The sequence below is a fragment of the Pedobacter gandavensis genome, assembly GCF_032678745.1.
In the GTDB taxonomy this organism is placed as follows: Bacteria; Bacteroidota; Bacteroidia; order Sphingobacteriales; family Sphingobacteriaceae; genus Pedobacter; species Pedobacter gandavensis_C.
This window is the reverse complement of sequence record NZ_JAVTST010000001.1, coordinates 874,700-901,352: the sequence shown is the minus strand read 5'-3', so window position 1 is coordinate 901,352 and position 26,653 is coordinate 874,700. Positions and strand designations below refer to the sequence as shown.

Sequence of the window (26,653 nt, the reverse complement as noted above, 5' to 3'; positions counted from 1 at the left end):
TATCTTCACTCAAGAATGAATTATAAAGATGTCAATATTGGATAAACTGTATCCGCTTATTAAGCCTAATTTTCTTTACTTATTGATCGCTCTATTTTTTATTGGCTGTACTGCTCCAAAAGATCCCGGCTCCAGGAAAGTGCAAGTCAAAAAGATCGAAGGGCATTATCAATTGTATAAGGATGGAAAGCCATATCATATAAAAGGGGCAGCTGGGCTTTCTCATTTCAAAACACTAAAGGAAATGGGAGGGAATACCATCAGAGTTTGGGACACAACCCGATTGGCTGTCATTTTAGATAGTGCAAAGGCTAACCAGCTGAGCGTAGTTGTTGGATTACCAATTTTTAATAGTGATTATAAATCCTTCTATAATGATCCCGCTAAAGTAGCGCTTCAGCATCAGGCCTTTAAGGCCGTGGTAAATAAGTACAAGCAGCACCCTTCATTGCTGATGTGGTGCCTGGGTAATGAACTTGATTTTCCTTTTAAACCCAGCTATAATAGCTTTTATAAAGCTTTTAATGACCTTACGGAGATGATTCATGAGGATGATCCTGATCACCCCATTACCACTACGGTTCTGAATTTCAATAAAAAATACATTTTCAACCTTAGTGTGCGCTGTGATATTGACCTGATATCATTTAATACTTTTGGAAGAATAACCTACCTAAGAGATGAACTTAAAAGCTTCTCCTGGTTTTGGGATGGACCATTTATGGTGACAGAATGGGGTATTGATGGCCCATGGGAAGGGACAGCACAAACCGCCTGGGCTGCTTATCTTGAACAAGCCAGTAATCAGAAAGCGGAACTTTATCAGGAGCGTTATAAAAAATCTATGCCTACAGAAAATCCTGGGTTTTTAGGTTCCTTTGTTTTTTTCTGGGGCAATAAGCAGGAAGGAACCCAGACCTGGTTCAGTATTTTCGATGAGCAAAATGGGAAATCTCAAGCGGTTGATGCGATGAAGTACATCTGGACTGGTAAACATCTGGACTATACTTTTCCTCAGATAAAAAATATGCTTTTAAATGATCAGGAAGCAAAAGATAACATTCTTTTATCTGCTGGACAGCATTTTTCTGCCGAGGTATTCCTATTAAATAAGGATAAAATAAAGTTGGTAAAATGGGAGTTATACCCGGAAGACTGGTATAAAAAAAACAACCTTCATAGTGATAAAAAGCTTCAGCCATTACTGAAACAAATTAAGACAGCTCAATTTTTGGAAAACAATTTTGTAGCGCCTATTACAGAGGGGCCCTATCGGATCTTTGCCACAGTTTATGATGATAATGGTAACTTCTCTACCAGTAATATACCTTTTTATGTTGTAACGGATAAATGAAAGTAATTCAAGCTCCATCACCTCCAACAAAGAAAGAGCGGTTTACGCTCAGACTGATGATTACCATCGGATTAATTAGCATTGGCTATTTTCTGAATAACATGCTGAACCCCGATATTATCGGCTATCCTCCATTGTATTGGATGTTGCTCAGTACCTTTGTATTTATGAGTCTTAAAACGATTCATGAATGGATTCATTATTTTTGCATTACGATTCCCAAGACGCCGGAATCTACTAAGGTTTATACCGTTGATATCTTCACTACATTTTGTGCCGGAGAACCTTATCAAATGATCGAAGAAACGCTGATTGCGATTAAAGCCATTAGTTATCCCCATGAAACTTATTTATGCGATGAGGCTAACGATCCTTATCTAAAGCGTTTCTGTGAAGAATTAGGAGTTCATCATGTTACGCGGACAAAGAAAATTAATGCTAAAGCGGGGAATATCAATAATGCTTTGAATTACTCGACAGGGGAGTTGTGTGTGGTTTTAGATCCTGACCATGTTCCTTTCCCGAATTTTCTGGATCCTATCGTTCCACATTTCAATAATCCAGAGATTGGCTTCGTCCAGGTTGTACAGGCATACAGTAATAACGATGAAAATCTGATTGCTAAAGGTGCCGCGCAGCAGACTTATCAGTTTTATGGACCGATGATGATGACGATGAACAAATATGGAACTGTGTTAGCCATAGGAGCCAATTGTACGTTCAGACGGAAGGCCCTGGAATCCATTGGCGGTCATGCCGCAGGTCTGGCAGAAGATATGCACACTGCCATGCAGCTTCATTCCAAAGGTTGGAAATCCGTGTATGTGCCACAGGTTTTAGCAAGAGGTCTGGTACCTTCAACTTTATCCGCTTATTATAAGCAACAACTCAAGTGGTCAAGGGGAGTTTTTGATTTACTCATAACTGCTTACCCGAAGCTTTTCAAGGGCTTTACCTGGCAACAGAAATTGCATTATGCAGTGATTCCTTTGCATTATTGCTCTGGATTGATTTATTTAATCAATTTCCTGATCCCTATCATTTCCCTGTTTTCAGATTTGAGTCCGATCCGGATGAGCATTACTGCTTTTGGATTTACCGTATTGCCTTTAATCACCATGACCCTCCTGATCCGCCATTTTGTGCAATTATGGGTAATGGAAGATGAGGAGCGGGGTTTCCATGTGGTTGGCGGACTACTGATTATTGGCACCTGGTGGATTTATATTTTAGGTTTGGTGTACACCATAATTGGAAAAAAGGTGCCTTATGTGCCGACTCCAAAAGATGGCAATGAAGCGAATAATTGGCCCCTAAATATTCCAAACCTGATCATACTCGCCCTTTCTCTGGTAGCAATTGTTTATGGATTGTATTATGATTGGAACCCATACAATATTATTATGGCTGCTTTTGCAGGTTTGAATAGTTTGATCATGTGTTTTAACATTGTCGCCAGCAGAGAACAACAATTCAGATCGTATTCAGCCGGGCATGCTAATGTGGATACGGTGATGACCAAGGTTAAGCAGTTAAAAATTAAATTCTGGCTCTTGAGAAGGCGAATTTATGCAGGAGTGAGAAGTACTGCCTTGATGATCACTGTTTTTCTTTGTTTCTCCGTGTTTTACTTCGCGATATCTGATGCTAAAAACAAGGATTACTTGCCGGTTTTAAATCATAAAGTGAATTATTTTTTAACCGGAATATTTGCTCCTGGTAACGCTGATGGCATCTCTTCCTTAAAAAAGGTGGATCAGGTTCAACGTGCATTTAATACTCATTTTGACCTGGTGTCCATTTATATCCCATGGGGAGATCAGGCACAATGTTATCTGCCGGCGCAAACCATGGACTCCATTTACAATAACGGTTCTATTCCTATGGTAACCTGGGAACCATGGCAGAATTTATTCGCTAAAAATGACATCAATGGAAATGATAAAAAAGACTTAAAGGTTTTTAGTAAGGTAACGAAGGGCATTTACGATGCTTATCTTAAAAAATTCTCAAATCAGGTTAAAGCACTAAAAAGACCAGTTTATATCCGTTTTGCCCATGAAATGGACAATCCATTCTATCCCTGGTCTCCAGCTGGAAACAATACCCCAGAGGAATATAGAGCCGCCTGGAAGTATGTATACCAGTATTTTTCAAAAAATGAGGTTTACAATGTGATTTGGGTTTGGAACCCATGGAAGCCAGAAACGGTTGAGGCGTATTTTCCTGGGATGCAGTATGTAGATTGGATAGGGGTAACGAATCTAAATTATGGTCAGCCAAATTCCCCTTCCTGGCAGTCTATGGAGGATTTATATCGGTATTTCCACCAGCAGCCAATTTTTCGTTCAGGATTACCGGTAATGCTTGCCGAAATGGGTTCATTGGTTTCTGCTGGTCGACAGGAAGAATGGTTCCAGGCTGCTTTCCAATCAAGACGCAAGTTCCCGGAAATTAAAGGTTTTCTATTCTTTGATTCCGGCTTCGACAAAAATGTACCCCAAGGGAATGCCGAGGGGATATTGGATTGGAGGATCCAGCAAGCTGAGCAAATGAGCAAGCTATTGAAAGAAAATGATAAGACCTCTGATCACACTGTGATTACTAAAACACCTCTATTGTTAACGAGTAGCATCAGTAAGGAGGTCGCTAATCCCTCAGTAATAAAGAACCTGAATCTATTTGCGTCTATAAAAGGCGTAAACTATAACCGTGGACAGGATTGGAAAAAGAACTATCAAACAGTTACAATGAGGGATATGGTGGTTGATTTTGAGGAGATGAAACATATTGGAATCAACACCATCAAGCGGTATGGGCCAGATATATATGATGATAATATCCTTCGATTGGCTAAGAAAACAGGAATAAATATCCATTATGGCTATTGGATTTCGGATGAACTTGATTTTGTGTCAGACACTAAGAGCAGGGATTTATTGGCTGATAGGATTCTTGCTTCAGTGACTGAAATGAAAGATGAAGAAAGTATCAAATCCTGGAATATTGGAAATGCAGTATTCCAGAAAATGGATCTCTATTATTATAAACCAGAATTAATGTACCAGCAAGATGCTTACCTGTTTTGGCTGAAATCATTGATTGTCAGTATTAAAAAGGTAGATCCTAAAAGGCCAGTAACAGTAGACATTGAAGTTTCAGAAAATATGAATTCAACAATTGAAAGATATAGAAAGCTGATTCCTGAAATTGATTGCTACGGTCTTGTACTAGGTTCTAAGCTAACAGATCTGGCCTTCATAGAGAATTTGAAGGTGCCATATTTTTATAGTGAGATAGGTTTTCCATCTTATAGTGCAATTAATAACCATAAGGTGGGCGCATTTATCGCAAATTGGCAAGACGAGCAGAAAACAGATCGGGTAACGTTCAATGGAATAAAAGATACCAAGGGAAGAAAGAAGCTTGCATTTAGTCAGCTTTTTCATGTATGGAATAAAGGGCCGTTACCGGCACAGAAACCAGCTGTTAATATCTTGAAACCAGCATTAGGAACTTTCCCTGGACAGCAGCTGACTTATCATGCAATTATTAAAGCGCAGAGTAAATGGGTCATTGCTACGAATTTAGCATCAAACGTTTCTTTTGAATGGAAACTGGCTAAAGTTGACAGATTTAATAAACCAATTTCAATTGAAGATATTGGAGCAGGAGAAAGTGTTAAGCTGATCATTCCAGAAAATCCAGAGCAGTACAGGCTTTATTTGTACATGATTAAAGACAATGTGGTATTGGATATTGTGGAGTCTAAGCTCAATACCCCCGTAAAAACAGGTTTATAAAATTGACAATCATTTAATGGACAAGACTAATTTACTAGTTACTATTGCTGAAATAACAATGCTTATTTCATTATTTCTATCATTGTTTTTGCTTACCGTCAAAACACAACATAAGTTAAGTAACCGTCTTTTTGCTTTTTTTCTAATATTAACTGCAATAGATATTGGCGGAAATCTTGACAATTTGTTTGAACCAGGTTTGAATGCAAGAATTTTTATAAGCTCAATATTTTTCCTACAGCTTCCGACTTTCTATTTATATGTTTTATCTGTTTGCTATGCTGATTTTAAACTAAAACCAAAGCATTTAATTCATGGTGTTCCTTTTTTAATCGCAAACCTGATTTTAATACCTCGGTTTTATACAGTCGACCTGGCATCCAAAATTAGCTTTCTTGAAAAAAGCAGTACCAGGCTGGAAATACAGTTCAACCATATTTTGATACATATTCAGATTGTAGTATATATCATTGCCGCTTTTATGATACTAAGAAGGGCAAAAAAGATATACCTGGAAAATTATGCAGGAGCAAATATTGAATCACTTCATTGGTTATTTCAGTTTACCTCGGCATTATCAGCGTTTTATTTTATAGCGCTATTAAAAAACATTTTTAAGTTTACTGATTACCCTTATATATCTGAATGGCTAAAAGCTGGACTTTTCATATTTGAACTGATCATCATTTTTTGGTATTTGTACAAAGCATTAAACAATCCGAGTCTATTTAGAAACATTGATTCGAAATTAAAACTGGTAAAGAACATTATTTCCGAGGACAAAAATACTGGGCCATTAGCTGTTAATGAAAAGGAGTACAAGGAAGAGCTATCGAAATTAAAGAAGTATATGGAGGAGGACAAGCCATTCCTTAATCCTTCCTTGACAATTCAAGATGTATCGAGGGAGATTAAAATCCCTGTCCGAGATTTATCTGTTTTGATAAATCATAAGTTGGACCAGCATTTTTATGATTTTGTGAATACCTATCGCATAACATGTGCCATGGATATTTTAAAAGATGTGACGAAAAGTAAGGTAACTGTCTTGGAAATTCTATACGAAGTAGGATTTAATTCAAAATCTTCCTTTAATACGGCCTTTAAAAAACACACTGGTCAGACGCCTACTGCTTATCGTAAGTTACTGTAGTTTAATCGATTGTAATTACTCGTACTACTGCGCTTAATTACTCGCACCTATTTTTTGAAACAAATGAGTTCGACTACGTTTAGTCGGTCGCATAGCTATGGTTTCTTCCTCATGTTTGTATCGAAATAATTTTTAACATAAAAACGATACAATGAAAACTTCAGTAAAATTTTTAGCAGCACTATTATTAGTAAGTAACCTTGCTTTTGGACAAGACATCACCAAAAAGATTGATTCCATAATAAAGGATAGTTATCAGAAAAATCCTGCCGTAGGTATTAGCGTTGGTTTTATCAAAAATAACGAGGAGTACTATACCGCTTATGGTAAATTGAATGCTGAAAGTCAAGTTGAAATTAATAAAAACTCTGTATTCGAAATCGCATCTATTACCAAAATTTTAACTTCAAATCTAATTGCACAGGCTGTTCTTGAGCATAAAATAAAAATTGATGATTATATAGACAACTTCCTTCCTAAAGCATACGTCTTACATAAAAACCTCAAAAACAAAATAAAAATTTCAGACCTGGCATCTCATCAATCTGGATTGCCTGATATAGATTTTGCGAAGTTAATAGAATTAGATCCGCAACAGCCGGTAAATAGTGTAACTGAAAAAACATTGACTACCATCATCAATAACTGTACTGAACTAACAGATTATGGTAAATACCGCTATTCTACGATCGGCTATACTTTACTCGGACAGATATTAGAGACAGTGTACGGAAAGAGCTACGATAAAATCATTAGAGAGAAAATGATAAGGCCTTTACAACTCAAAAATACACTCACTAAAGATTTTAATGTAAAAAACAGAACAGTAGCTCACAATCCTGAAGGTGGTATTCAGGAATTCTTCAAATGGAATATTACAGCCTCTGCAGGATTAATAAAATCTTCTGCATCTGATATGGTCAGCTACCTGAAAGCAGTCTTAAACAATGAAAATGCGATCGGTAAAGCTGCTATGATGACAGAGAAAACCTTTTATGAAGACGGAAAAAGAACAATGGGATTAGGGCTGAACACGGTAACTGATGATAAAAATACACTTTATATGAAATCAGGAGATTCTATGGGACAATCGTCGATTATATGTTATAACAGAGCAAAAAACTGGGGGATTGTAATACTTTTAGACCAAAGAAACTCAAAAATGAGACAAACGCTGTTGAATGAGATTAATGCTACGGTTTTGAAATAAATTCACAGAATATAATAACTGATAAGATTCAATTATCCAGAAGGTTTATTGAATCTTATCAGTTATTAATAATATTTAATTATAATTGTTGTAATTAACTGAATCTTATCAACACTATCTATCTTAAAAATTAATGAATCAAAAACCATCAAGTGCATTTATCGGAGCTTCCTGGGTAGCTCTAATGGCAGGATTTGCTGCTTACAACATAGGTCTATTCAATGCAACGATGCAATTGAACGAAAAAGGATACTATTTTACAATTCTTATTTTCGGTGTATTCGCCGCAATCTCGGTACAAAAATGTGTGCGTGATCGCTTAGAAGGAATTCCTGTAACCAATATCTATTATGGAATAGCTTGGTTCTGTACTGTTCTTTCACTGGTGCTCCTAACTGTGGGCTTATGGAACGCTACCCTTGCTTTAAGTGAAAAAGGGTTCTATGCGATGGCATTCATTTTGACCATCTTTGCTTCTATTGCCGTTCAGAAGAATACCAGAGATAGTATCGGTTCCGAGCCTAATGCTCCAAAGGAATCTAATAATCTTTAATCAAAGCTTTATTACTGTAAAGCCCAAAAATCAAAAGCCCTTTTTTTCATGCGATTAAAAGGGTTTTTTATGATCAAAAAATACACCATAGAGAAAATGGGAAAAAACACACCGATACCTTGCCTTGAATGTGACAGAGAGAAATATTTTGAGGGACTTTGTTATTCTTGTAATAATAGAAAATTAAGAAAGCGCTATCAATTAATGACGAAAGCCTCAATTTGCGTTGAGGCTTTCGTGCTGCCACTGAGATTCGAACTTGGTAGAAAAATCAGCTTTTAAACATGGACTTAAATTTATAATTAAAATTAATTAGTCAACTTAACCGCTTTATTGGCAAAATATTGTTCGAGATAAGATTTTACCTCCATTTTTTTTGCACTATCGTTAATGAAGCTGTCAAGAGGAATTAAACGATCCCTATGAACCCCAATAAATCGTGCTTTGTCCTCTGAAGTAGAAGAAACCCAATTATTAAGATTCAATATGACCCTATTGTTTATGGTTTCCGTTTTCAATTTGCTAATATCACCGCCAATAGCGCTATAGTAGATCTTGGCTGAGGAATTTGCATTTAAGTTCGGTAAGTTTACCTCATCTAAATAGCCACTCATCAATCCAAATGTTCGTTTTAGCGAATACCTTAATCCCTCCATAACGATCAATGACCTGTTTTTTTCAGGAGCCTCCGCCTGATAAACGACATCAAATTTTGAACCTAATTTTATTCCAGTCAGCACATGCGTTCCATATTTATGAACTAATTCTTGAGCGTTTAATAAAGTAATATCGCTCTTAAAACTTTCTGTTAGAAAGTTATTTACTTCTTCGTCATAATAAAACGTGTATCTTTTCCATATGAAGTAATTGGAATAGTATCCGTAAACATACTTTTTATCAGTGGCAACTGTTCCAGCGAACATATTCTCTATGGTGTTGCCAAAAACGTTCAAACCTTTAGTTTCTGCATATGAATTGGAAAATTTCTTTGATAGATCTACTGCGTTTTCAGCCTGAATGGTTGTCCATGAACCTTCTGTACCTCTAATGAAGTTAATTCTATCATTTCCACTAGCAGCATAAGTTGGGATGTCGATTACACTTGCCCTTATAGAGCCTTCATCGTTGAACTTATCAGTTACATCATATCCAAATCCTAGAAAATTATAGATTTGGGACGGTTCATATAAAGGCGGGCTTTCTTGGGTTGCCCCCTTAACTGCCAGCTCAATATCTGGGGATAGTTGCTCTTTCTGCTCAGGACTTGGGCTTTCTTCAGATTCTTTCTTGCAGGAGGCAAGCATAGCAAAAACTGCCATGATTAAAATTGTTTTTTTCATTTGGTTTAAATTTGTGTGTGCCCTGACTGTGTCAATTTTAATGCCATTTTACAATAATATTTATATTTTTCATCAATTTTTTTAAGTAAAAAACTCGATACACTTTCGCTTAAATACTTGTTTTTTTTTATGCAAACTGCAAAACAGCAAAAAATGCTTAGGATTTCGCTGTCGATAGGAAGATTTTAAGTTTATGGGGGATTCCCCAATATTTCATAGACGGATTAAAATGGTCACAATTAATGTATAACCATTAATATTATTATTATTAAGGAGTATTAAAGCAATACAAGAAGATTTTGATTTTGAGTGCTTCAAAAAGGAAGCTATTGCAGGTTTACATGCCGGCAAGAAAACGAAGAGTAGGGAAGGACTGGCCCCTATGATTAAAATCCTTTAGTGACTTCTTTCTTGTTGGAGGTTAAAGGGCCTCCAACAAGGAAGAAGTGATGTTGATATAGTTCAATTTACACTTCTAATGTGTTTTAAGTTTGCCAGCTATTGTTTCCAGTTTGCTTTTTAACTTGCTAATGGCGCCATGAAGAGCTAAATCATAAGTGTTTCCTAAGCTGGAAACAGCAATAGGTTCTCTACCTGAAATTCTTGCCTCCAATAAGCAACGTTTATCATCTAAGCCTTCTTTACTTCCATTTTCATCTGATAAATGTACCTCCAGGCGGGTGATTAAATCATCGAATATCCCCAGGCCTGCATTGATTTCATTTTTAATTTTTCCTTCGTATTCCTGGTGTATTGTTAAGTTTTTGTCTGTGTTCAGTTGAATAGTCATAGTCTCTTAGTTAAAATATTTATACCAATTAAACAACAAAACCGACTGATGGTTTTAACAACAATAAAATTCTTTCATAGATTTCTAAAATCAAACCACTTTCACCGGTATATTTCAAAGCTGAAATATATGTACCCACAGTTAAGTAATACAGGTGTATAAATAAAATGCTTGTCTTCTAATCGAACGTTTTGATGGGAGTTTTGGTATCCCCATTAAAAGAAAAAGGCCTTTAATCATGCGATTAAAAGCCTTTTCTGTGATCCCGCTGGGATTCGAACCCAGGACCACTACATTAAAAGTGTAATGCTCTACCAGCTGAGCTACGGAATCAATTATGTCCCCTTGTTTCGGGATTGCAAAGGTAGAAAAATAATATTAAGTTGCTAATTTATTTGAAAAAAACTTCTGTTAATTTTTAACCTATTTCTGCATCCTTAAATTTAATTGTTTGTATTGGTTTAATAATCAATTATTTCTGTGCTTTTTAGCCTGCTGGCTACTTTAATATTATTTTTCAAATCCTAAGATCAAAACTTAGAAATAGAGCTCTATTCAAATGGAATGGCTATTAAATTCCCAAATAAATCACATTTAACTACCCCAAATCCTGTTTTTGAAGATGTCGAAACTCTGTTTAAGGTGGCGATTGAACACCAGTAGCACGACTAAAACAACCAATCCAAAGCCGATTGCAGTAAAAATCTCCATATTGGATAATAAAATCCCTTGCTTCCTAAGGTTTCCGGTTAGTTGTTGCATGGCCAAAGTACTTGACTCATCAAAACTAAAACCTTTACCTTGAAACTTCTGAATATACCTGCTCAGTTGTTCCTGAATCTCCGGACGTTCTGGAATAATCGTTTCCCTGAACTTGCTATAATGTTTTTGTTCCAGGAATACAGTTGCATTTTGCATCAGACAGAAGCCAATGGTGCTTCCCCAGAATCTTCCGGTAACGCCTACAGTGCCGGAAAAGGGAGCGAGGGGAGCCGGAACAGAAGAAACCGTAAATAGGACTAGAGGAACGAATAAAATGCCCACAGCGACACCCTGAAGGATATAAGGGAAGATGATATCTTGCAAAGCCACATCCGGAACAAAAAGGAAAGTAAACCATAAATGATAAACTGCCATCAGACTAAACCCGAGAATAAAAATATACCTGGTTGCCACTGCACGGGAGAGTAGAATCGCTCCGATAAAAATACCAATAAGATCACCCAATGCATTTAAGTATTGGATATTCGCTACCCTTACCGGCTCCCAGTTCCAAACCTTACTCATCGTACTGTGACAAATGTTCAAGCTCGCTCTGGAAATATAAAAGAGAACAAATAAAACTAAACCTGTGCGTAAATTAGCATACCTGAACACCTTTAAGTCGAAGCAAGGGCGTTTCACTAACATCTGCCTGACCAGGAATAAACCAGAACTGATAGCGGTAACTGCTGTAGCCAGAACAATGGCGGAGGATTGGAACCAATATTTCTTCTCGCCATAGACCAAAACAAAAGCGCCACAAAGAATTGCCGTATGCACCAATACAAAACTGGCCCAATCTACCTGATATAATGGTGTTTTCTTTTGAAAACGATGTCCATTAAAAGTGATCAGTACCAATGCCACACACAGAAATTGGAAAAATGCAGAGCCATAAGCCATATATTTCCAGTCGTAATTTTCCAGAAGCCAAACCACAATGTTCATGATAAAAGGAGAGGCGATCAACAATGTGCCATAAGTCAGGGAAAAGACCACAATAATGGCGTTTTTAGACTTAAACCTAGTCAGCAGCAAAAGCCTTAACGGAATCCAGGGTAAGGCCATTAAAACCCCTTCAGCCATTCTTAAAATGATAAACAGCACATAATCGTGGGTATAAGCCGAAATGATAAAAGTAAGCGCTGCCAGGAAATAGATGGCCATGAAGTAATTCCTGGTCGGGAAAAACTTAAAAATGCGGCTTTCAATCAAGATTGTAGCCAGGAAAGTGCCATAAGTAATGCTCATCGCATATTGTAAATCCTCAACTTCTACATCCAGAAAACTTGCAGAATAGGTCATGTTAGAAGTGTACAATCCCAATAATACCATGGAGTGTAGCATACAAAAGATCAGCACCGCTTTTATAGCCCAATCAGGCATCCAGGGCTTAAATACAGTTTGTGTAGCCATCGTTATTTCTGGTGGTTAGCAACCACAACAACATTCATCCCTGCGCGTAGAAATTCAGTTTCTTTGGCAGCATCTGTCAGTTTAATTCGCACTGGGATACGCTGTTCAATTTTAACAAAATTCCCGGTGGCATTGTCTGGGGGTAGCATAGAAAATCTGGCTCCACTGGCTGGAGAGAATGATTCAACAACCCCATTGAAAACCTGATCGCCACTGGCATCCGCTTTAAAAGTAACCGACTGACCGATAACAATCTGTCCCACCTGTGTTTCTTTATAGTTTGCGGTAATCCATTTCTCCTGACTCACCACAGAAACCAAGGTTTGACCTTCTTTGACTAGTTGTCCAGGTTGAATGGTTTTCTTACCCACCCAGCCATCATAAGGTGCGGTTAAAATCGTATAGGAGAGGTATAGTGCCGCGTTATCTACTGCTGCTTTCTTTCCGCCAATCACTGTTTTAGCGACAGGCACTCTGGAAGAAGCTTCCGAAGTACTGAGCGCGGTAGATTTTAAAGCATGCATAATCTCTTCATAATGCGCTTTGGCAGAGTCGTAATTCGACTTCATCGTCTCTACTTGCTGTTTCGTGGCCGCATCTTCTTTCAAAAGGGCAACATAACGCTTATACTCTTCTTCCGCTTTCCAAACCTGGGATCTTGCTGCATCCAGCTGAGATTGCTGTACCGCAGTATTACTTCTTGTGGTCGCTACATTTCTTTGTAATACACCAACGCTTTCTTTTGCGTTTTCAATCTCTGACAAAGCCATGTCCAAATGCGATTGATATTCTCTGTTATCGATGACGATTAAGGTATCACCTTTGCGTACAAACTGGTTTTCTACGTACTTTACTTCCTCTACGTAACCGGTAATGCGCGTCACTACAGGGGTTACATATTGATCAATCTGCGCATCATTGGTTTCTTCATTGTTGTTATAAAAGATGAAAAACCAGATACCCATCATCAGGCCCCCAGCGGCAATTAAGCTGGCAATAATGGTAAATAGTGTATGGAATGGGCCATGGGCTGCAGGCGCTTTAGTTGTTTTCATGTAAAGGTATAATGCTGATTTATAATTGACCTGCTGCGTAACGCAATTCGTAGTGTTTCATTAAAGCGTCGATCCTTGTAGATACGACGTTGTATTTGGCCTGAAGTAAGGCATTGTCGGCATCCAGCATATCGGTTACCAGAGCCAGCTGATTCAGGTATTTGAGTTTGATGATCCTGTAGTTCTCCGTAGCTTGTCTTTTTGCTTTCTCCGTAACCGGCAACTGATCCATGATTTCCTGATACCTCGTGTATTGCTTAAATACTTCATCACTGATCTCATTTTTCAGAATCTCGGTATTTGTCTTTTCCTCCTCAATTCTTTGATCTGCCAGTTTCATTTTACTTCTATTCTTGTACAGATTCGACAAACTGAAATTGGCTTCTATGCCGATTTTGCCTAAGGTATAGCCGTTGTTTCTGGGTGGAAAGAACATGTAATTTGGATAATTATAACCGTAGGCGCCAAATAAAGAGAGTGTTGGGGAGTAATTACTTTTCGCAAGGCGATGCGCTGTCAACCGGATCGCTTCCTGTTGTTTAGCGATTCCCATTTCTTCTTTTTGAAATCCAGACTGCAGATACTCGGGATAGGGTAGTAATTTTAATGTGTTGTTTATTAGTAGATTAGTATCCAATGTCAAGACTTTTTCTTCAGGTAATTCCAACAAGGTTTGCAAGTCGTGCAGACCAATGGCGATGTTTCTTTTGTTGGATAATAAGCGCAGTTGCATATCCGAAAGTTGCAATTCTGCCCTTAACACCTCATTGCCTGTTACTGTTCCGTTTGCTTTAAAGGCGCGGACTTCTTTCAAACGATCTTCTTCTTCTTTAATGTTCTCCAAAATCAGCTTCTGGAATTCCATTAATTTGAATACACCCAGAAAATTGGCGACCACCTCAATTTGTATGTCCTTTACCGTCTTCTGTACCCTTAAGGCACTGATTTCTTGTTCTTGCCTGGCCTTTCTTATGCTGTATTTAATTTGTCCGCCTTTGTAAATGGGCAAGCTCACCGAGGAAGTCAGATCTGCCTGTTCCGGGATCGTAGCCGTCACCATTTTATCCGACAAGCCGTGTTTGTATTCCGTAAGGTCAGTGATTCTGGCGTAAGCAGCATGAAAATCGACATCTGGCAATCTCATTTCTTCTTTTTCTCTTGTTTCCACTTCAGCAATTTTATGTTGTAGCCTTGATTTGTAAACCGTTTTGTTGTGTTCTGCGGCCAATTGTAATGCTAGCGGTAGCGTTAAAACTTGTTGCTGTTGTGCTTTAACAGGGATCATCATCGTCCCGGTTAATAGTAGCGTGCCGAGAATGCTTCTCTGTTGATTTCTCAAGGCACTTAATGATTCCCTTGCAATAAGGGGGAGCTTTTTCATTGTGTAGAATTTTCATTACAAAGTTGCAATGATTCAAGTTGGCTTGATTATCTTTGTACGTCAAATGTTTATTCATTTCCGCCATGGCTATAATTCATAAAGATTACTATCTAACAGAGGTTGATAAGGACCCGAATACCATTTACTGTATGCATGATTTGATGGGGGAGCAGGATATTTCCGCTCATCAGCACCTTAAAGGCCAATTTCTATATACAGAAGGAGGGGTTGTTCATGTCAGTACGGAACAAAAGACGTATTTCCTGCCTGCCAGACATTATATGTGGATTCCACCTGGCGTAGTGCATAGCATCCATCCAAGTTCTGCAGATGTGACCATGAGGAACCTTTATTTTCCGGTAGAAAGCAATGAAAACCCTTTTTATACGCAGAAAGGAATTTACCCGGTCAATGATTTACTACTTCAAATGATCATTTTCAGCAACCGTTGGAGTGGGGATATCGACCAAAGCGAGCTGAGTTCTTATCGCTTTGCATTGGCCTTAAAAGCAATTTTGCCAGAGGTGAGCCTTTATAAATTGCCATTGTCACTTCCATATGCAAAGGATAAACGTCTTGCTTCGGTAATCAAATATATGGGCGATAACTTATCGGAAGCGCTTGTTTTCCCTGCTTTAGCTACACAATTTGGCTTAAGTGAAAGAAGCCTTTCCCGAATTTTTCAGAGCGATGTAGGGATGTCGTTTATTCAGTACCTCACCATCCAAAGAATGATGCTCGCGGTACAGCTGTTATTGGAGGATAAAATGTCGGTGAAAGAGGTGGCCTCAATGGTTGGTTACAATAGTATCCCTACTTTCAGCACCACTTTCTATAAGACATTAGGACTGAGGCCATCGGAATATGTGAAAATGAAAGGGATTTTAGGTTTAGATACTATGCTGGCATAATAAGATATGTAATTGGCCGGAAAGGATACCTTTTGGCTGATTAATGCGGATAGATTTGTGTTTTAAACCAAATGTATGCACGCAGATAGAATACTGAGGGAGGAATTAATTTCCAGAATAATGACCTCAGAACAGGCCGCACAGCTCTTTAAAGATAAGATGGTGGTGGCTTCCAGTGGATTCACCAAGGCCGGCGACAGTAAAGCCGTATTAGCTGCAGTTGCAGAACGCGCAAAGACAGAGCCACTTAAAATCACACTGATGACGGGTGCTTCTCTGGGGCATGGTACCGATGGTACTTTAGCCGAAGCGGATGCGCTTTCTTTACGCCTGCCTTTCCAGGTAGATCCCGTTTTACGAAAGGCAATCAATAAAGGTGAGGTCTTGTTTATAGATCAGCATTTGGGCGAAACGGTCACACTTTTAAAATCAAATCACTTCCCTAAAATAGATATTGCTGTGTTGGAAGCCATGCGGATTGAAGCCGATGGAAGTATCATACCTACCACATCTGTAGGTAATTCCGCTTCTTTTGCTGCATTGGCAGATCAGGTAATTATTGAAGTCAATACTGCCGTTCCTTTTTCTGTTTGCGGTCTTCATGATATCTTTTCTGCAGGAGATTATCCCAACCGTTCTGAGATCCCGATAGTAGCGGTAGCAGATCGCATAGGTCGAGCTTCCATTTACATTGATCCTAAAAAAATTATTGGAGTGGTGATCACCAATAAAACCGATAGTCCGGCAGAAATTGCAGCACCGGATGAGTCGACTACAGCAATCGCAAAACACCTGGTGAACTTCTTTTCAGCAGAAGTGGAAAAGGGAAATCTGACTAAATCTTTACTTCCATTGCAAGCAGGTATTGGTAAGGTAGCCAATGCGGTACTTCATGGATTTATGGACGGTGACTTTGAAAACCTGACCATGTATTCAGAAGTCTTGCAAGACAGTACTTTTGATTTGCTGGACTCGGGGAAAATGACTTTTGCCTCCGGATCATCAATTACGGTTTCAGAAGAATACTATCAAAAGATATTCAATAATTTCGAGCAATATAAGGACAAGATCGTCCTGCGTCCACAAGAGATCAGCAATGCAGGAGAGGTGATTCGTCGCCTCGGAATCATTGCGATCAACACGGCTTTGGAATGCGATATCTATGGTAATGTGAACTCTACACATGTGGCCGGAACGAATATGATGAACGGAATTGGCGGCTCTGGCGATTTCGCCCGTAACGCTTATCTGAGCATTTTTGTGACGCAATCTGCTGCAAAATCTAATACCATTTCACGGATTGTTCCGATGGTTTCCCATGTTGACCATACGGAGCATGACGTGGATGTCATTGTTACAGAGCAGGGATTGGCGGATTTAAGAGGTTTGGCACCCAGACAACGCGCTAAAGTAGTGATAGAAAACTGTGTGCATCCGGATTATAAAGCCGAGCTGCTGGATTATCATGAAAGAGCTTGTGTTCGCGGTGGACAAACACCACATCTTTTAGAAGAGGCATTTTCCTGGTATGGCCGTCTGCGCGAAAATGGTACAATGAAGAAGTTTGCAGATTAAAGATCTGCAAACTCCCATGCACTTTGGTAAGCGTTAACTTCTTCAGCATAGCTGATGAAATCTGAGTAAAATGGAAGGCGGGATAGGGTTGCACTGTCGCCAATCACCACCAGCTTTTTCCTGGCTCTGGTCATGGCCACATTCATCCTTCGGATGTCCGAAAGGAAACCGATACTGCCTTCATTATTGCTTCTGGTCATGCTGATATACACCAAATCTCGCTCTTGTCCCTGAAAACTATCAATGGTATTTACAGCGATTTTATCGGCATAAACCAGGAGTTCTGGAGAACTTAACATCAATTCCTTCATCAACAAGATCTGTTGCTTATAAGGCGAAATCACGGCAATCGTTGGGAAATCCTCTAGGGTATAATGATTTTCAAGCCTTGTAACGAGCTGAGTCAGGTGTTTGAATAGGAATGCCGCTTCTTCCGGGTTAGTAGTACTGGTTCCCTCAGATTTCTCTTCAAAGCCACAGCCTGCGGTATCAACGAAGGCCAATGGTGCTTCTTCCGAAAACAAGACATGTTGTGCCACAGAATCATGAGCTTTCAATTTATCCTCATAAAATACCTTTGAAGAGTAAGTCATGATGGCTTCATTCATGCGGTATTGCTCTTGTAAAAGCGTCACTGCTTCAGGGTGTAAAGCGGTGTTTTTCTCTAATAGGGTAGTGCTGAGGCCACTTTTCGCTGCCTCATTAGATTTAATGGTTGGAGAAAGCTGACAATGGTCACCGGCAAAGATCACTTTTTGTGCTTTAAGGATTGGAATCCAGCAGGCAGGTTCTAAGGCCTGTCCGGCTTCATCAATCACTACGGTGTGGAATTTTAGTCCGCGAATGGTGTAATGATTGGCACCAACCAATGTAGCGGTCACCACCTGAGCTTTACTGAGCAAATCGTCAATCATATATTGCTCCGTATTTCCCACCTCTTTCATGATTTTATAGGCTTCATCAAAGAGCGCTTTACGCTGTTCTTTTTCCGCACGTCCGAAATTCCGTTTATACTTATGGGCCATGTTTTTATACTCATTGGCCTGTTTCTTTAATGCTCGGATTTGTTTCATGCTGTCGTGTTCCGCCAGCTTCCCATCGAGGGTTAAAGACAATAATCTTTCTGATACCCTGGCCGGATTTCCCACGCGCAATACGTTCAAGCCTTCCTCATCCAGCTTTTCCGTCAGCAAGTCTACAGCAGTGTTACTAGGCGCTACCACAAGGATTTGTTGGTGATCCTGCTTAATCAAAGCTTTAATTGCCTGCACCAGGGTGGTAGTTTTGCCGGTTCCCGGAGGACCATGAACAATGGCCAATTCCTGAGCAGCAAGGATCTTGTCTACCGCTTGTTGCTGTACAGGGTTTAACTTAGGAATGGTATAATGAGGTGTTTGATTAGAAAAAGTAGGGCTTGCCTGACCGGTTAAGATTTTAATCAATCGGTTCTCTTCTGATTTTTCCAATGCCGCTGCCGCTTGTTTTAGCGCGTTCTGCATTTCATCATAACTGTTGTTATCGAACAACACATCGATACCTAATTTGCCGTCACGGGTCCAGTCAGGTAGCTCATCTGTCTTTAAAGTAATCTTTAATCGGTTGCCACTTTGATGGGTGATTGTGCCTTCTAAACGATCTTTAGGGTCATGATTAGAGAACAATACTGCCGAAGCACCAAAACGAAGCTGGTGTGCAAGTTCCTGGTGTGTAGTGCGTTCGATCTCTACAGTTAAATAATCACCTCGGCTCATTTCTGAACCTCTGATGGCTATTGGGTACCAGGATAATCCATTTGCTCTACGGGTAGTTACAGAAGATGATTCTGTTAATTTTAGGTAAGACCGTAGGTCTTCTTCGCGTTCAATTTTTAATAACTCAAGGAGTTTTTTGAAATATTCCAACAGGTATAGGGGTTATGCTAAATGTTTTTCCATGATATAATCTTCCATTAAGAAACCGTCGCCAATGTCGATGTTCTCTTCGCCAACCTGTTCAAAACCTAGGTTTTTATAAAATTGAAAGGCAGAATTGTCACGGTTTACATTCAATGATAAGGTGGTATTGTTGTTGTCTTTGGCAATTTCTGAGATGGTTTTCATCAGTAATTTTCCTACACCTTTACCTTGAGCTTCAGGAAGTAAATAGATTTTATGGATTTTTGTTTTTGATAGTCCTTTGTAATTCAGCTCATAAGAAGCATATCCTAAGTCCATTGTTTCATCTTTTACCAACAAAAAATGATGACCTTTTTTAGCTACCTGCTCCGTTAAAGCAGCAGTGCTGTACATCATTTCCAGCATATAGCTGATTTGTTGAGGGGATAAGATGGCGCCAAATGTTGCAGGCCATGTTTTATTGGCGATCTTTTGGATCACCGGGAAATCATTTGAGGTCGCGGTATAGATGTTAAGCATAGGTCTTAATGGGTAGTAAGTTCATAAATGTATTTAGAAAGAATTATCTTAACAACTAATCGTTCAAAAATGATAGTAGGTAAACAATGAAAAGCTTGCATTCTTGATCAGGTCAGCAATAATTTGATACCTTTATCCCATAAAAAGAAAATCATATGAATACTGAAAAAGCCATTTTAGCAGGCGGTTGTTTTTGGGGAGTAGAAGAACTATTCCGTCATCAACCGGGGGTGATCTCAACAGTAGTAGGATATACAGGCGGCGATGTTCCCAATGCAACCTATAGAAACCATGGTACACATGCGGAAGGTATTGAAATCGTCTTTGACCCTTCAATATTAACGTATCGCGGTCTTTTGGAGTATTTCTTTCAGATTCATGATCCTACAACCAAAAACAGACAAGGAAACGATATCGGTACTTCTTACCGTTCGGCCATCTTTTTTACAGACGAAGCACAGGAAGAGACTGCCAAAACTTTAATCGCGGAATTGGAAGCTTCCGGTAAATGGCCTGGTAAATTTGTAACGGAAATTGTTCCTGAAACTGATTTCTGGATTGCAGAATTAGATCATCAGGATTATCTGCAAAAGGTTCCTTATGGATATACTTGTCACTATGAACGTCCTGAATGGAAATTAGGTTAGTCCTGATTCCATCTTTTGATCTGGGGGATAATTGAATAAGGTTTGCAGTGTCTGGCTGACAGAAGGTTTACTGATGTCATCCAGCGTATAGTGATCCAGGTATTCATATAAGGCATTTTGCGCCCCATTCAGTATCCCTTTTAATCCGCAGTTTCCAGCAAGGATACACATCGGATTTTCACAATTGATCAGCTCTTCATCTTGTTCTAAGAGGCGAACCAGTTTGCCAATCCGATAGGTTTCCGGAGCATCAAACAGACGTAAACCGCCACCTCTGCCTCTTTGGGCATCTATAACGTTTTGATTAGAAAGAAACTGAACCACTTTAACGAGGTGATTTCTGGAGATCCCGAACCGGTCGGCCAGCTCAGTAATGGTCGTTGCCGGCAGCTGGGCTGGCTTGCAACTCATATACATCAGGATTCTCAATCCATAATCGGTAAATTGGTTCAGTTTCATCTCGTATTAATTCATTTGAATCGTTTGTGGGCCAAATTCCTCAAAGAATAACTTTTTACGATCAATGCCTAAAGCAGACAGGTCGTTTATTGCTTTTTCAATAAAGGGTTTGGGGCCACAAAGATAGTATTCTGCTTCTGGTATCAGGAGCATTTCGCTGATTTCAGCAACATCCATGCGCCCTGAGCGAGTATCTTTTGACAATTGGTTTTCTTTTGATGGTGTTTCCATATTTTCATAGAAGACGATATGTTCAAACCAATCGTGTTCTGCCTGCCAGGCATTGATTTGCTCACGGAAGGCATGAACACTTTCCGAGCGACAAGCATGAGCCCATTTCACCTGACGTTGCTGACCAAGGGATTGAGTCATAAAATCAAGAATTGAAACGAATGGCGTTTGACCAACACCACCACTTAAAAGCACTAAAGGCGTGGTTTGAGTCATATTTAAAACAAAATCTCCTGCCGGAGTCGTTGCTTCGATGATCGCGCCTTCAGCCAGCTGATCATGTAGGAAGTTAGATACTGTTCCACTTTCTTTTTCCTCATTTCCTGGTTCTCTTTTTACTGAAATGCGGTAATACGCAGAATTCGGTGCAGAAGAGATGCTATATTGACGAGGCTGATAAATTCCTAAAGCAGTTATAAATACCTTGATGCTTAAATATTGGCCAGGTTGGTGTTCTGAAACATCAAGCCCATCTTCCGGGCGTAGGTAAAAAGAAGTGATTTCATCAGATTCCTGTACTTTTTTATCAATAATGAATTTTCTCCAGCCTGTCCAGGCACCTGGAGCCGCTGCCTTTCGTAAATATATAGACTTTTCAAGATTGATCATTAAGTCGGCTAGCTGTGCATAAGCTTTGGCCCATGCCGTAATTAAATCTGCTGTGGCTGCATCGCCAAGCACTTCTCCAATTGAAGCCAGCAAATGATTGCCTACAATATCATATTGTTCTGCGGTGATTTGTAAACTGGTATGTTTATCACCAATTCGTTGAAGTACCGGTAGGAGTACACCTGGATTTTCAATGTTCTCCGCATAAGCAAGAACGGCAAGCGCCAATGCAGTTTGTTGTGTTCCGTTTTGTTGATTTCCCATATTGAAGGTATTCCTTAATTCTGGGTTGTGTTGGAACATTCTCTTATAAAAATGTTGCGTTAACAATAGACCGTGTTCTCTTAAAATTGGGACTGTGGCCTTGATTAAGCCGATTTCTGTTGTACTAAGCATAGTGATTTATTAAAGTTGCATCAAAAATACAACTTTAAGATGAATGCAATAATTATTACTGAAATTTCTCAGGATATTACATTGAACAGATAAATAGGGGGCTAGTTGTTTTGTCGCAAATCCCCCCTTTTATTGTCTGATGCAACCAGTATTGCTGACTGGTAAAACACTTAGATTTGAATTGTAGAATTAACTGAATATATTTAGATACTGCAAAACAGAACCACAAACCTTAAAACGCAACCATGGCAACTATTAATCCTTATTTAAACTTCCTTGGAAATACCGAAGAAGCATTCAATTTTTATAAATCTGTATTTGGCGGCGAGTTTGCGATGGTACAGCGCTTTAAAGACTCGCCTCATGGAGACAATATGTCTGCGGAAGACAAAGAAAAGATCATGCATATTGCCCTTCCGATAGGGAATGGGAATGTGTTAATGGGGACTGATGCACTTCCCGCTATGGGCCAGAAACTCAATATTGGTGATAATTTCTCTATTTGTATCAGTGCAGACAGCGAAGAAGAGGCAGACCGTCTTTTTGCTGCGCTTTCGCCAGGGGCGAATATAGTGATGCCATTAGAAAAAGCATTCTGGGGCGCTTACTTTGGAATGCTGACAGATCAATTTGGCATTCAATGGATGGTAAACTTTGACTATCATCAGAAATAATCATTAGAAATTGTCTCTATTTATGGAGTAAAAAAAGAGTGTCTTTTATGAAGACGCTCTTTTTTGTTTTAATAAGCCCGTATTGTCAGGCTAGATGAATTGCTTAATTTAGGCCATTGAATAATAGGAAAAGAATATGAGTAGATTAAAATTAGGCTGGATAGGTCTTGGAAATATGGGAACGCCGATGGTAAAGAATTTACTAAAGGCAGGTTTTGAAGTGGTAGTTTTTAACCGTACAAAGCAAAAAGAAGAAGAACTGATCGCCAATGGCGCTACAAGTGCTGAAAATCCGCAGGAATTATTAGAAACCTGCGATATCGTATTTACTATGTTAGCAGATGATCAAGCTGTGAAAGCGGTTTTTGAAGGCGAGCAAGGACTATTGTCTCAGGCAACTGAAGGTAAAATGATCATTGATATGAGTACCGTTTCACCAGACACTTCAAGGTATCTATCCGAAGCTTGTCAAAAGAGTGGTGTTGATTTTCTGGAAGCACCAGTATCCGGAAGTGTTAAACCTGCACAAGATGGAACTTTAATTATTCTCGTTGGAGGATCGGCTACCGCTTACGAGAAAGCAAAACCTGCTTTTGAAGCTTTAGGTAAGTTGTCCATCCATGTTGGTGGGGCTGGTGTAGGAAGTTCTGCTAAGCTGGCGATCAATTACCTTTTGGGCTTAAACCTGCAAGGCCTTGCAGAAACAGTGCTTTTTGCAGAGCAGAACGGGGTTAGTAAAACGGATATGCTAACCATCATTAATGAAGGTGCCTGTGGTAATGGCATCACAAAACTGAAAACGCCATCGATTCTAAACGAAGAATATCCTGCTGCTTTTGCATTGAAACACCTGGTTAAAGACCTCCGACTGGCTAAAGAAGCGGGCTTACAGGCACCATTAATTGATCCTTTATTCAATAGCTTTCAAAAAGCACAACAAGAAGGTCTTGGAGAAGAAGATGTAATGGCAGTCATCAAATCACTGGCTAAATAATGAATAAGGAGATAGCATTCGCAAAAATGCAACTTAAGGAGTGCCAACAAATGACTGATGGTGTTGCTTTTGCAACAGATTCCAGTGTTTTGCAAGCGGTACTTTATCAAGATATTCCTGCGATGCTTAAAATTCCTATGGCCGAAGAAGAACGCCGAGGCTCTAAGCTGATGGTACATTGGGCAGGTAATGGCGCGGTTAAGGTTTTGCAACATAGCGAAAGTGCCTTATTGATGGAAAGGGCTCCAGGGGAATCTACTTTAGCCAAAATGGTGTTGGAAGGCTCCACAAGTTTTTTTTAACCGAAAAAGGAAGGGAACTTTACAGCGCCCTTCCTTTTTTAAATAATCAGATGATATTTTACAAATCTTTTCAGATCCCTAATATTGATCACCTGTATAATTGTAAATACTAGTTTTTAGGCTGTACTCTACCTGATTTTCTATCCTGAGCCCTACCAATCACATATCCTGTTCCTGCACCAACAACACCACCGATAATTGCACCTCTAGCATTGTTTTTGTCTACCAGGATACCACCGATCGCACCGGCACCAGCACCAATTGCTGTACCTTTAGCAGCTTGGCTCCATCCTTTTTTCTTAGCCGGAGTAGCTACGGTGTTTGAAGAAGAAGAATTTGATCTTCTTTCTGCAGCTTCATTACGCTCAGCTAAAAGAAGTGTTCTTTTTTCTTCTCTGATTCTTGCAGTTCTAATCTCTTCGTCTTTTACTTGCGCTATTCTCTCTTTTTCAAGAGCGTCTGCTCTTTTGAAACTATCCAATCTCAGACTATCTTTTACAGCAACAATCGCTTGTTGTTTAATCATCGCCGCCTCTTTGGCATTATTTGAACATGCAGATAATAAAATCGCTAATGCCGCTACTGAAAGTATCTTTTTCATAATTTTGAATATTGTTTACACTTGGTATCCTGTAAAAATGATGCCAAACTCTTAATTTATTCGACGAAATTGAATAGAAAGTAACTAAAATGTTGCGGTTAAATCTATGTTTAAAGCACATTATTGATTATAAATCATTGATTGTCAAATCAGAATTTAGCCCTTTTAAAATCTTTCTTTTTTTTAAACAATTGGCAGGAAAAGATGTTTCCTATCCATAAATAGACCTGTATTTAGGTCTATTTATTTTCAAATCAAGCCCGAATTTCAATTCATCATCACAATAACGGTCCGCTGGACAGATTTATTATATCCTTATTTCCACAATAGGACTGGAATCGTCCCCCAATAGAGGACTGCAGTAAGCCATTTGTTACTCAGGAATAGAAATATGGATAGCAACAGGTTTAATTATTATTGCTTGTATAAACGTGCTTCTTCCAAATCCAGACTACTTTCCAGATCACGGATCACCTCATCATCATATTGCTTTGTTGCGCGCAATTTGTTCAGCTCAATTCTTCTCATGGTAATTAAATCCAACATAATCTTACCGTATAATTTTCTTACCGAAGCGACTTGTTCCTTTTGCTCGCTTAAGGTTTGTTCTGTCGCCTGGATGCTGCGTTCCAATTGCTCTTTTATCCTGGCAATCGTTTCAAAATCTTTCATTTCCTGATTGTATTTATTGTTCAGGAAGGTCACAGATTCTTTAGCCAGTTGTAGCCTGATGGCTTCTTTTTGCTGATCAAATGGAAGGTGATCGTCAATTTCTTCAACTTTCAGTAACCTTAAGAAAATAGGCAGGGTAAGACCCTGGAATACCAGCGTCACTAAAATCACGATGAAAGTAATAAACAGGATCAGGTTTCGGTGAGGAAAGGCCTCACCATTATCTAAGGTTAATGGGATGGCCAAAGCAGAAGCCAGGGAAACAACCCCACGCATACCTGCCCATCCAATGATGAATGGCAGTTTTAAGCCCGGACTTTTCTCTGATTTACGAATTTTCGGACTCAGGAATCTAGGTAGGAAGGTCACCACATATACCAAAATGATCCTGGCAATGATCACAATTGCACTAATGATTAATCCATAATGGATGGCTTCTTTTATAGAATATCCATCTAAAGCGGCAACAATCACCGGCAATTCCAATCCGATCAGGATGAAAACAAAACCGTTCAAAAGAAAACCTACCGTTGCCCATACTTCCTTCGTTTGAATTCTGGTATGGTAATTTAGGAAATCGTTGGAGCGAAAAGAGAGAAATAAACCACCACTAACTACAGCCAAAACGCCCGACCAGTGGAATTCCTCCGCTACAATATACATCAGATAAGGTGCGATTAAGGTAATTGGAGTAGTGATACTCGATGATTTTGCCCAATACCTCAGTACAAGATACAGGATATGTGCAATCGCCAGACCAACAAATACGCCCATCACTGCCAATACTAAAAAGTCTGTAGCTGCTTTTTGGAAAACAAATTGACCAGTCAGGATAGAAGCCAATGCAAACCTGAAAACCGTTAGTGAGGCAGCATCATTGACTAAACTTTCGCCTTCCAGCATCGTTAAGCCTCTTTTTGGCATATCTACTCCCTTTAATACAGAAGTAGCTGCTACCGCATCCGGAGGAGAAATGATGCCTCCTAATAAAAAGCCCAAAGCCAATGTAAAGCCTGGAATGATACTTACTGAAAAGTAAGCGATGGCTACAGAAGTGATCAGTACCAATCCAAAACCTAACAATAATATAGACCTTTTCCATTTCCAGAACTCGTTCCAGGAGGTATACCAGGCGGCTTCAAATAACAATGGTGGTAAAAAGATCAGAAATACAATGTCAGGATTGATGCTGATGGCGGGTACACCTGGGATAAAACTGATGCCTAGTCCACCGATTACAAGAAATATAGGATAGGAAATTTTCCAGCGTTGACTCAATAAATAAAGGAGTGCCATTGCAAAAAACAAGGCGAGGATCAGCAGTAAATTGGCGTGTATCATGGACAAAAAT

General features: G+C 39.2%; 22 protein-coding genes and 1 tRNA gene. 11 read left to right on the top strand and 12 right to left on the bottom strand.

The window, feature by feature from the left end; all coding sequences use genetic code 11:
- The first annotated feature begins 82 nt into the window (after positions 1-82).
- The 5 genes from R2S10_RS03525 to yiaA all read left to right on the top strand — a co-directional run bounded on the left by R2S10_RS03525 (position 83) and on the right by yiaA (position 8,073).
- Positions 83-1,354, top strand: coding sequence for a glycoside hydrolase family 2 TIM barrel-domain containing protein (locus tag R2S10_RS03525; RefSeq protein ID WP_316839059.1), 1,272 nt, complete (start codon positions 83-85; stop codon positions 1,352-1,354).
- Positions 1,351-5,157 (top strand): glycosyltransferase, encoded by a 3,807-nt coding sequence (locus R2S10_RS03520; RefSeq protein WP_316839058.1) that lies wholly within the window; start codon positions 1,351-1,353, stop codon positions 5,155-5,157. The genes R2S10_RS03525 and R2S10_RS03520 overlap by 4 nt, the downstream gene beginning before the upstream one ends.
- Before the next feature lie 16 nt (positions 5,158-5,173).
- Positions 5,174-6,310 carry an AraC family transcriptional regulator gene (locus tag R2S10_RS03515; protein ID WP_316839057.1) on the top strand — a complete coding sequence of 379 codons (1,137 nt, stop codon included), beginning with the start codon at positions 5,174-5,176 and terminating at the stop codon, positions 6,308-6,310.
- A gap of 151 nt (positions 6,311-6,461) precedes the next feature.
- Positions 6,462-7,520 carry a serine hydrolase domain-containing protein gene (locus R2S10_RS03510; RefSeq protein ID WP_316839056.1) on the top strand — a complete coding sequence of 353 codons (1,059 nt, stop codon included), beginning with the start codon at positions 6,462-6,464 and terminating at the stop codon, positions 7,518-7,520.
- 133 nt (positions 7,521-7,653) lie between these two features.
- On the top strand, positions 7,654-8,073 hold the full coding sequence (gene yiaA / locus R2S10_RS03505) for an inner membrane protein YiaA (RefSeq protein ID WP_316839055.1): 420 nt from the start codon (positions 7,654-7,656) through the stop codon (positions 8,071-8,073).
- A gap of 308 nt (positions 8,074-8,381) precedes the next feature.
- Here yiaA and R2S10_RS03500 read toward each other — a convergent pair whose 3' ends face one another.
- The 6 genes from R2S10_RS03500 to R2S10_RS03475 all read right to left on the bottom strand — a co-directional run bounded on the left by R2S10_RS03500 (position 8,382) and on the right by R2S10_RS03475 (position 14,817).
- Positions 8,382-9,413, bottom strand: coding sequence for an MAC/perforin domain-containing protein (locus tag R2S10_RS03500; RefSeq protein ID WP_316839054.1), 1,032 nt, complete (start codon positions 9,411-9,413; stop codon positions 8,382-8,384).
- A 475-nt stretch (positions 9,414-9,888) separates the two neighbouring features.
- The gene (locus R2S10_RS03495; protein ID WP_316839053.1) at positions 9,889-10,203 is read right to left on the bottom strand and encodes an HPF/RaiA family ribosome-associated protein; all 315 of its coding nucleotides are present in this window, start codon (positions 10,201-10,203) and stop codon (positions 9,889-9,891) included.
- 260 nt (positions 10,204-10,463) lie between these two features.
- A tRNA-Lys gene (locus tag R2S10_RS03490) sits at positions 10,464-10,536 on the bottom strand.
- Positions 10,537-10,797: 261 nt separating this feature from the next.
- Positions 10,798-12,381 carry an MFS transporter gene (locus tag R2S10_RS03485; RefSeq protein WP_316839052.1) on the bottom strand — a complete coding sequence of 528 codons (1,584 nt, stop codon included), beginning with the start codon at positions 12,379-12,381 and terminating at the stop codon, positions 10,798-10,800.
- Between the two features lie 2 nt (positions 12,382-12,383).
- Positions 12,384-13,436: an HlyD family secretion protein gene (locus R2S10_RS03480; RefSeq protein ID WP_316839051.1), complete on the bottom strand. Its 1,053-nt coding sequence runs from the start codon at positions 13,434-13,436 to the stop codon at positions 12,384-12,386.
- Between the two features lie 19 nt (positions 13,437-13,455).
- Entirely contained in the window at positions 13,456-14,817 is a 1,362-nt protein-coding gene (locus R2S10_RS03475; RefSeq protein ID WP_316839050.1) for a TolC family protein, read from the bottom strand.
- A gap of 83 nt (positions 14,818-14,900) precedes the next feature.
- Here R2S10_RS03475 and R2S10_RS03470 point away from each other — a divergent pair, with 83 nt between their 5' ends.
- Both R2S10_RS03470 and R2S10_RS03465 read left to right on the top strand, forming a co-directional pair.
- Positions 14,901-15,728, top strand: coding sequence for a helix-turn-helix transcriptional regulator (locus R2S10_RS03470; protein WP_316839049.1), 828 nt, complete (start codon positions 14,901-14,903; stop codon positions 15,726-15,728).
- 75 nt (positions 15,729-15,803) lie between these two features.
- Positions 15,804-17,303: an acetyl-CoA hydrolase/transferase family protein gene (locus tag R2S10_RS03465; RefSeq protein ID WP_316839048.1), complete on the top strand. Its 1,500-nt coding sequence runs from the start codon at positions 15,804-15,806 to the stop codon at positions 17,301-17,303.
- Here R2S10_RS03465 and R2S10_RS03460 read toward each other — a convergent pair.
- Together R2S10_RS03460 and R2S10_RS03455 are read right to left on the bottom strand one after the other, a co-directional pair.
- The gene (locus R2S10_RS03460; protein WP_316839047.1) at positions 17,300-19,204 is read right to left on the bottom strand and encodes an AAA domain-containing protein; all 1,905 of its coding nucleotides are present in this window, start codon (positions 19,202-19,204) and stop codon (positions 17,300-17,302) included. The two genes, R2S10_RS03465 and R2S10_RS03460, sit on opposite strands and share 4 nt — an antisense overlap.
- A 12-nt stretch (positions 19,205-19,216) precedes the next feature.
- Positions 19,217-19,717: a GNAT family N-acetyltransferase gene (locus tag R2S10_RS03455; protein WP_316839046.1), complete on the bottom strand. Its 501-nt coding sequence runs from the start codon at positions 19,715-19,717 to the stop codon at positions 19,217-19,219.
- A 155-nt stretch (positions 19,718-19,872) separates the two neighbouring features.
- Between R2S10_RS03455 and msrA the strand changes: the two genes are divergently transcribed.
- Positions 19,873-20,364, top strand: coding sequence for a peptide-methionine (S)-S-oxide reductase MsrA (msrA, locus tag R2S10_RS03450; protein WP_316839045.1), 492 nt, complete (start codon positions 19,873-19,875; stop codon positions 20,362-20,364).
- Here msrA and R2S10_RS03445 read toward each other — a convergent pair.
- Together R2S10_RS03445 and hmpA are read right to left on the bottom strand one after the other, a co-directional pair.
- Positions 20,356-20,823, bottom strand: coding sequence for an Rrf2 family transcriptional regulator (locus R2S10_RS03445; protein WP_316839044.1), 468 nt, complete (start codon positions 20,821-20,823; stop codon positions 20,356-20,358). The two genes, msrA and R2S10_RS03445, sit on opposite strands and share 9 nt — an antisense overlap.
- 6 nt (positions 20,824-20,829) lie before the next feature.
- The gene (gene hmpA / locus R2S10_RS03440) at positions 20,830-22,059 is read right to left on the bottom strand and encodes an NO-inducible flavohemoprotein (RefSeq protein WP_316839043.1); all 1,230 of its coding nucleotides are present in this window, start codon (positions 22,057-22,059) and stop codon (positions 20,830-20,832) included.
- Positions 22,060-22,304: 245 nt separating this feature from the next.
- On the opposite strand from hmpA, the gene R2S10_RS03435 reads away from it, so the two are divergent.
- The 3 genes from R2S10_RS03435 (at position 22,305) to R2S10_RS03425 (ending at position 24,029) form a co-directional block, all read left to right on the top strand.
- A complete protein-coding gene (locus R2S10_RS03435) occupies positions 22,305-22,733 on the top strand; it encodes a VOC family protein (protein WP_316839042.1) in 429 nt (142 codons plus the stop codon).
- Between the two features lie 136 nt (positions 22,734-22,869).
- Positions 22,870-23,727 (top strand): NAD(P)-dependent oxidoreductase, encoded by an 858-nt coding sequence (locus R2S10_RS03430; protein ID WP_316839041.1) that lies wholly within the window; start codon positions 22,870-22,872, stop codon positions 23,725-23,727.
- Entirely contained in the window at positions 23,727-24,029 is a 303-nt protein-coding gene (locus tag R2S10_RS03425; protein ID WP_316839040.1) for an aminoglycoside phosphotransferase family protein, read from the top strand. The genes R2S10_RS03430 and R2S10_RS03425 overlap by 1 nt, the downstream gene beginning before the upstream one ends.
- Positions 24,030-24,138: 109 nt before the next feature.
- Here R2S10_RS03425 and R2S10_RS03420 read toward each other — a convergent pair whose 3' ends face one another.
- Entirely contained in the window at positions 24,139-24,630 is a 492-nt protein-coding gene (locus tag R2S10_RS03420) for a YMGG-like glycine zipper-containing protein (protein ID WP_316839039.1), read from the bottom strand.
- A 414-nt stretch (positions 24,631-25,044) separates the two neighbouring features.
- On the bottom strand, positions 25,045-26,643 hold the full coding sequence (locus tag R2S10_RS03415; RefSeq protein ID WP_316839038.1) for a Na+/H+ antiporter: 1,599 nt from the start codon (positions 26,641-26,643) through the stop codon (positions 25,045-25,047).
- Between the last annotated feature and the right edge of the window lie 10 nt (positions 26,644-26,653).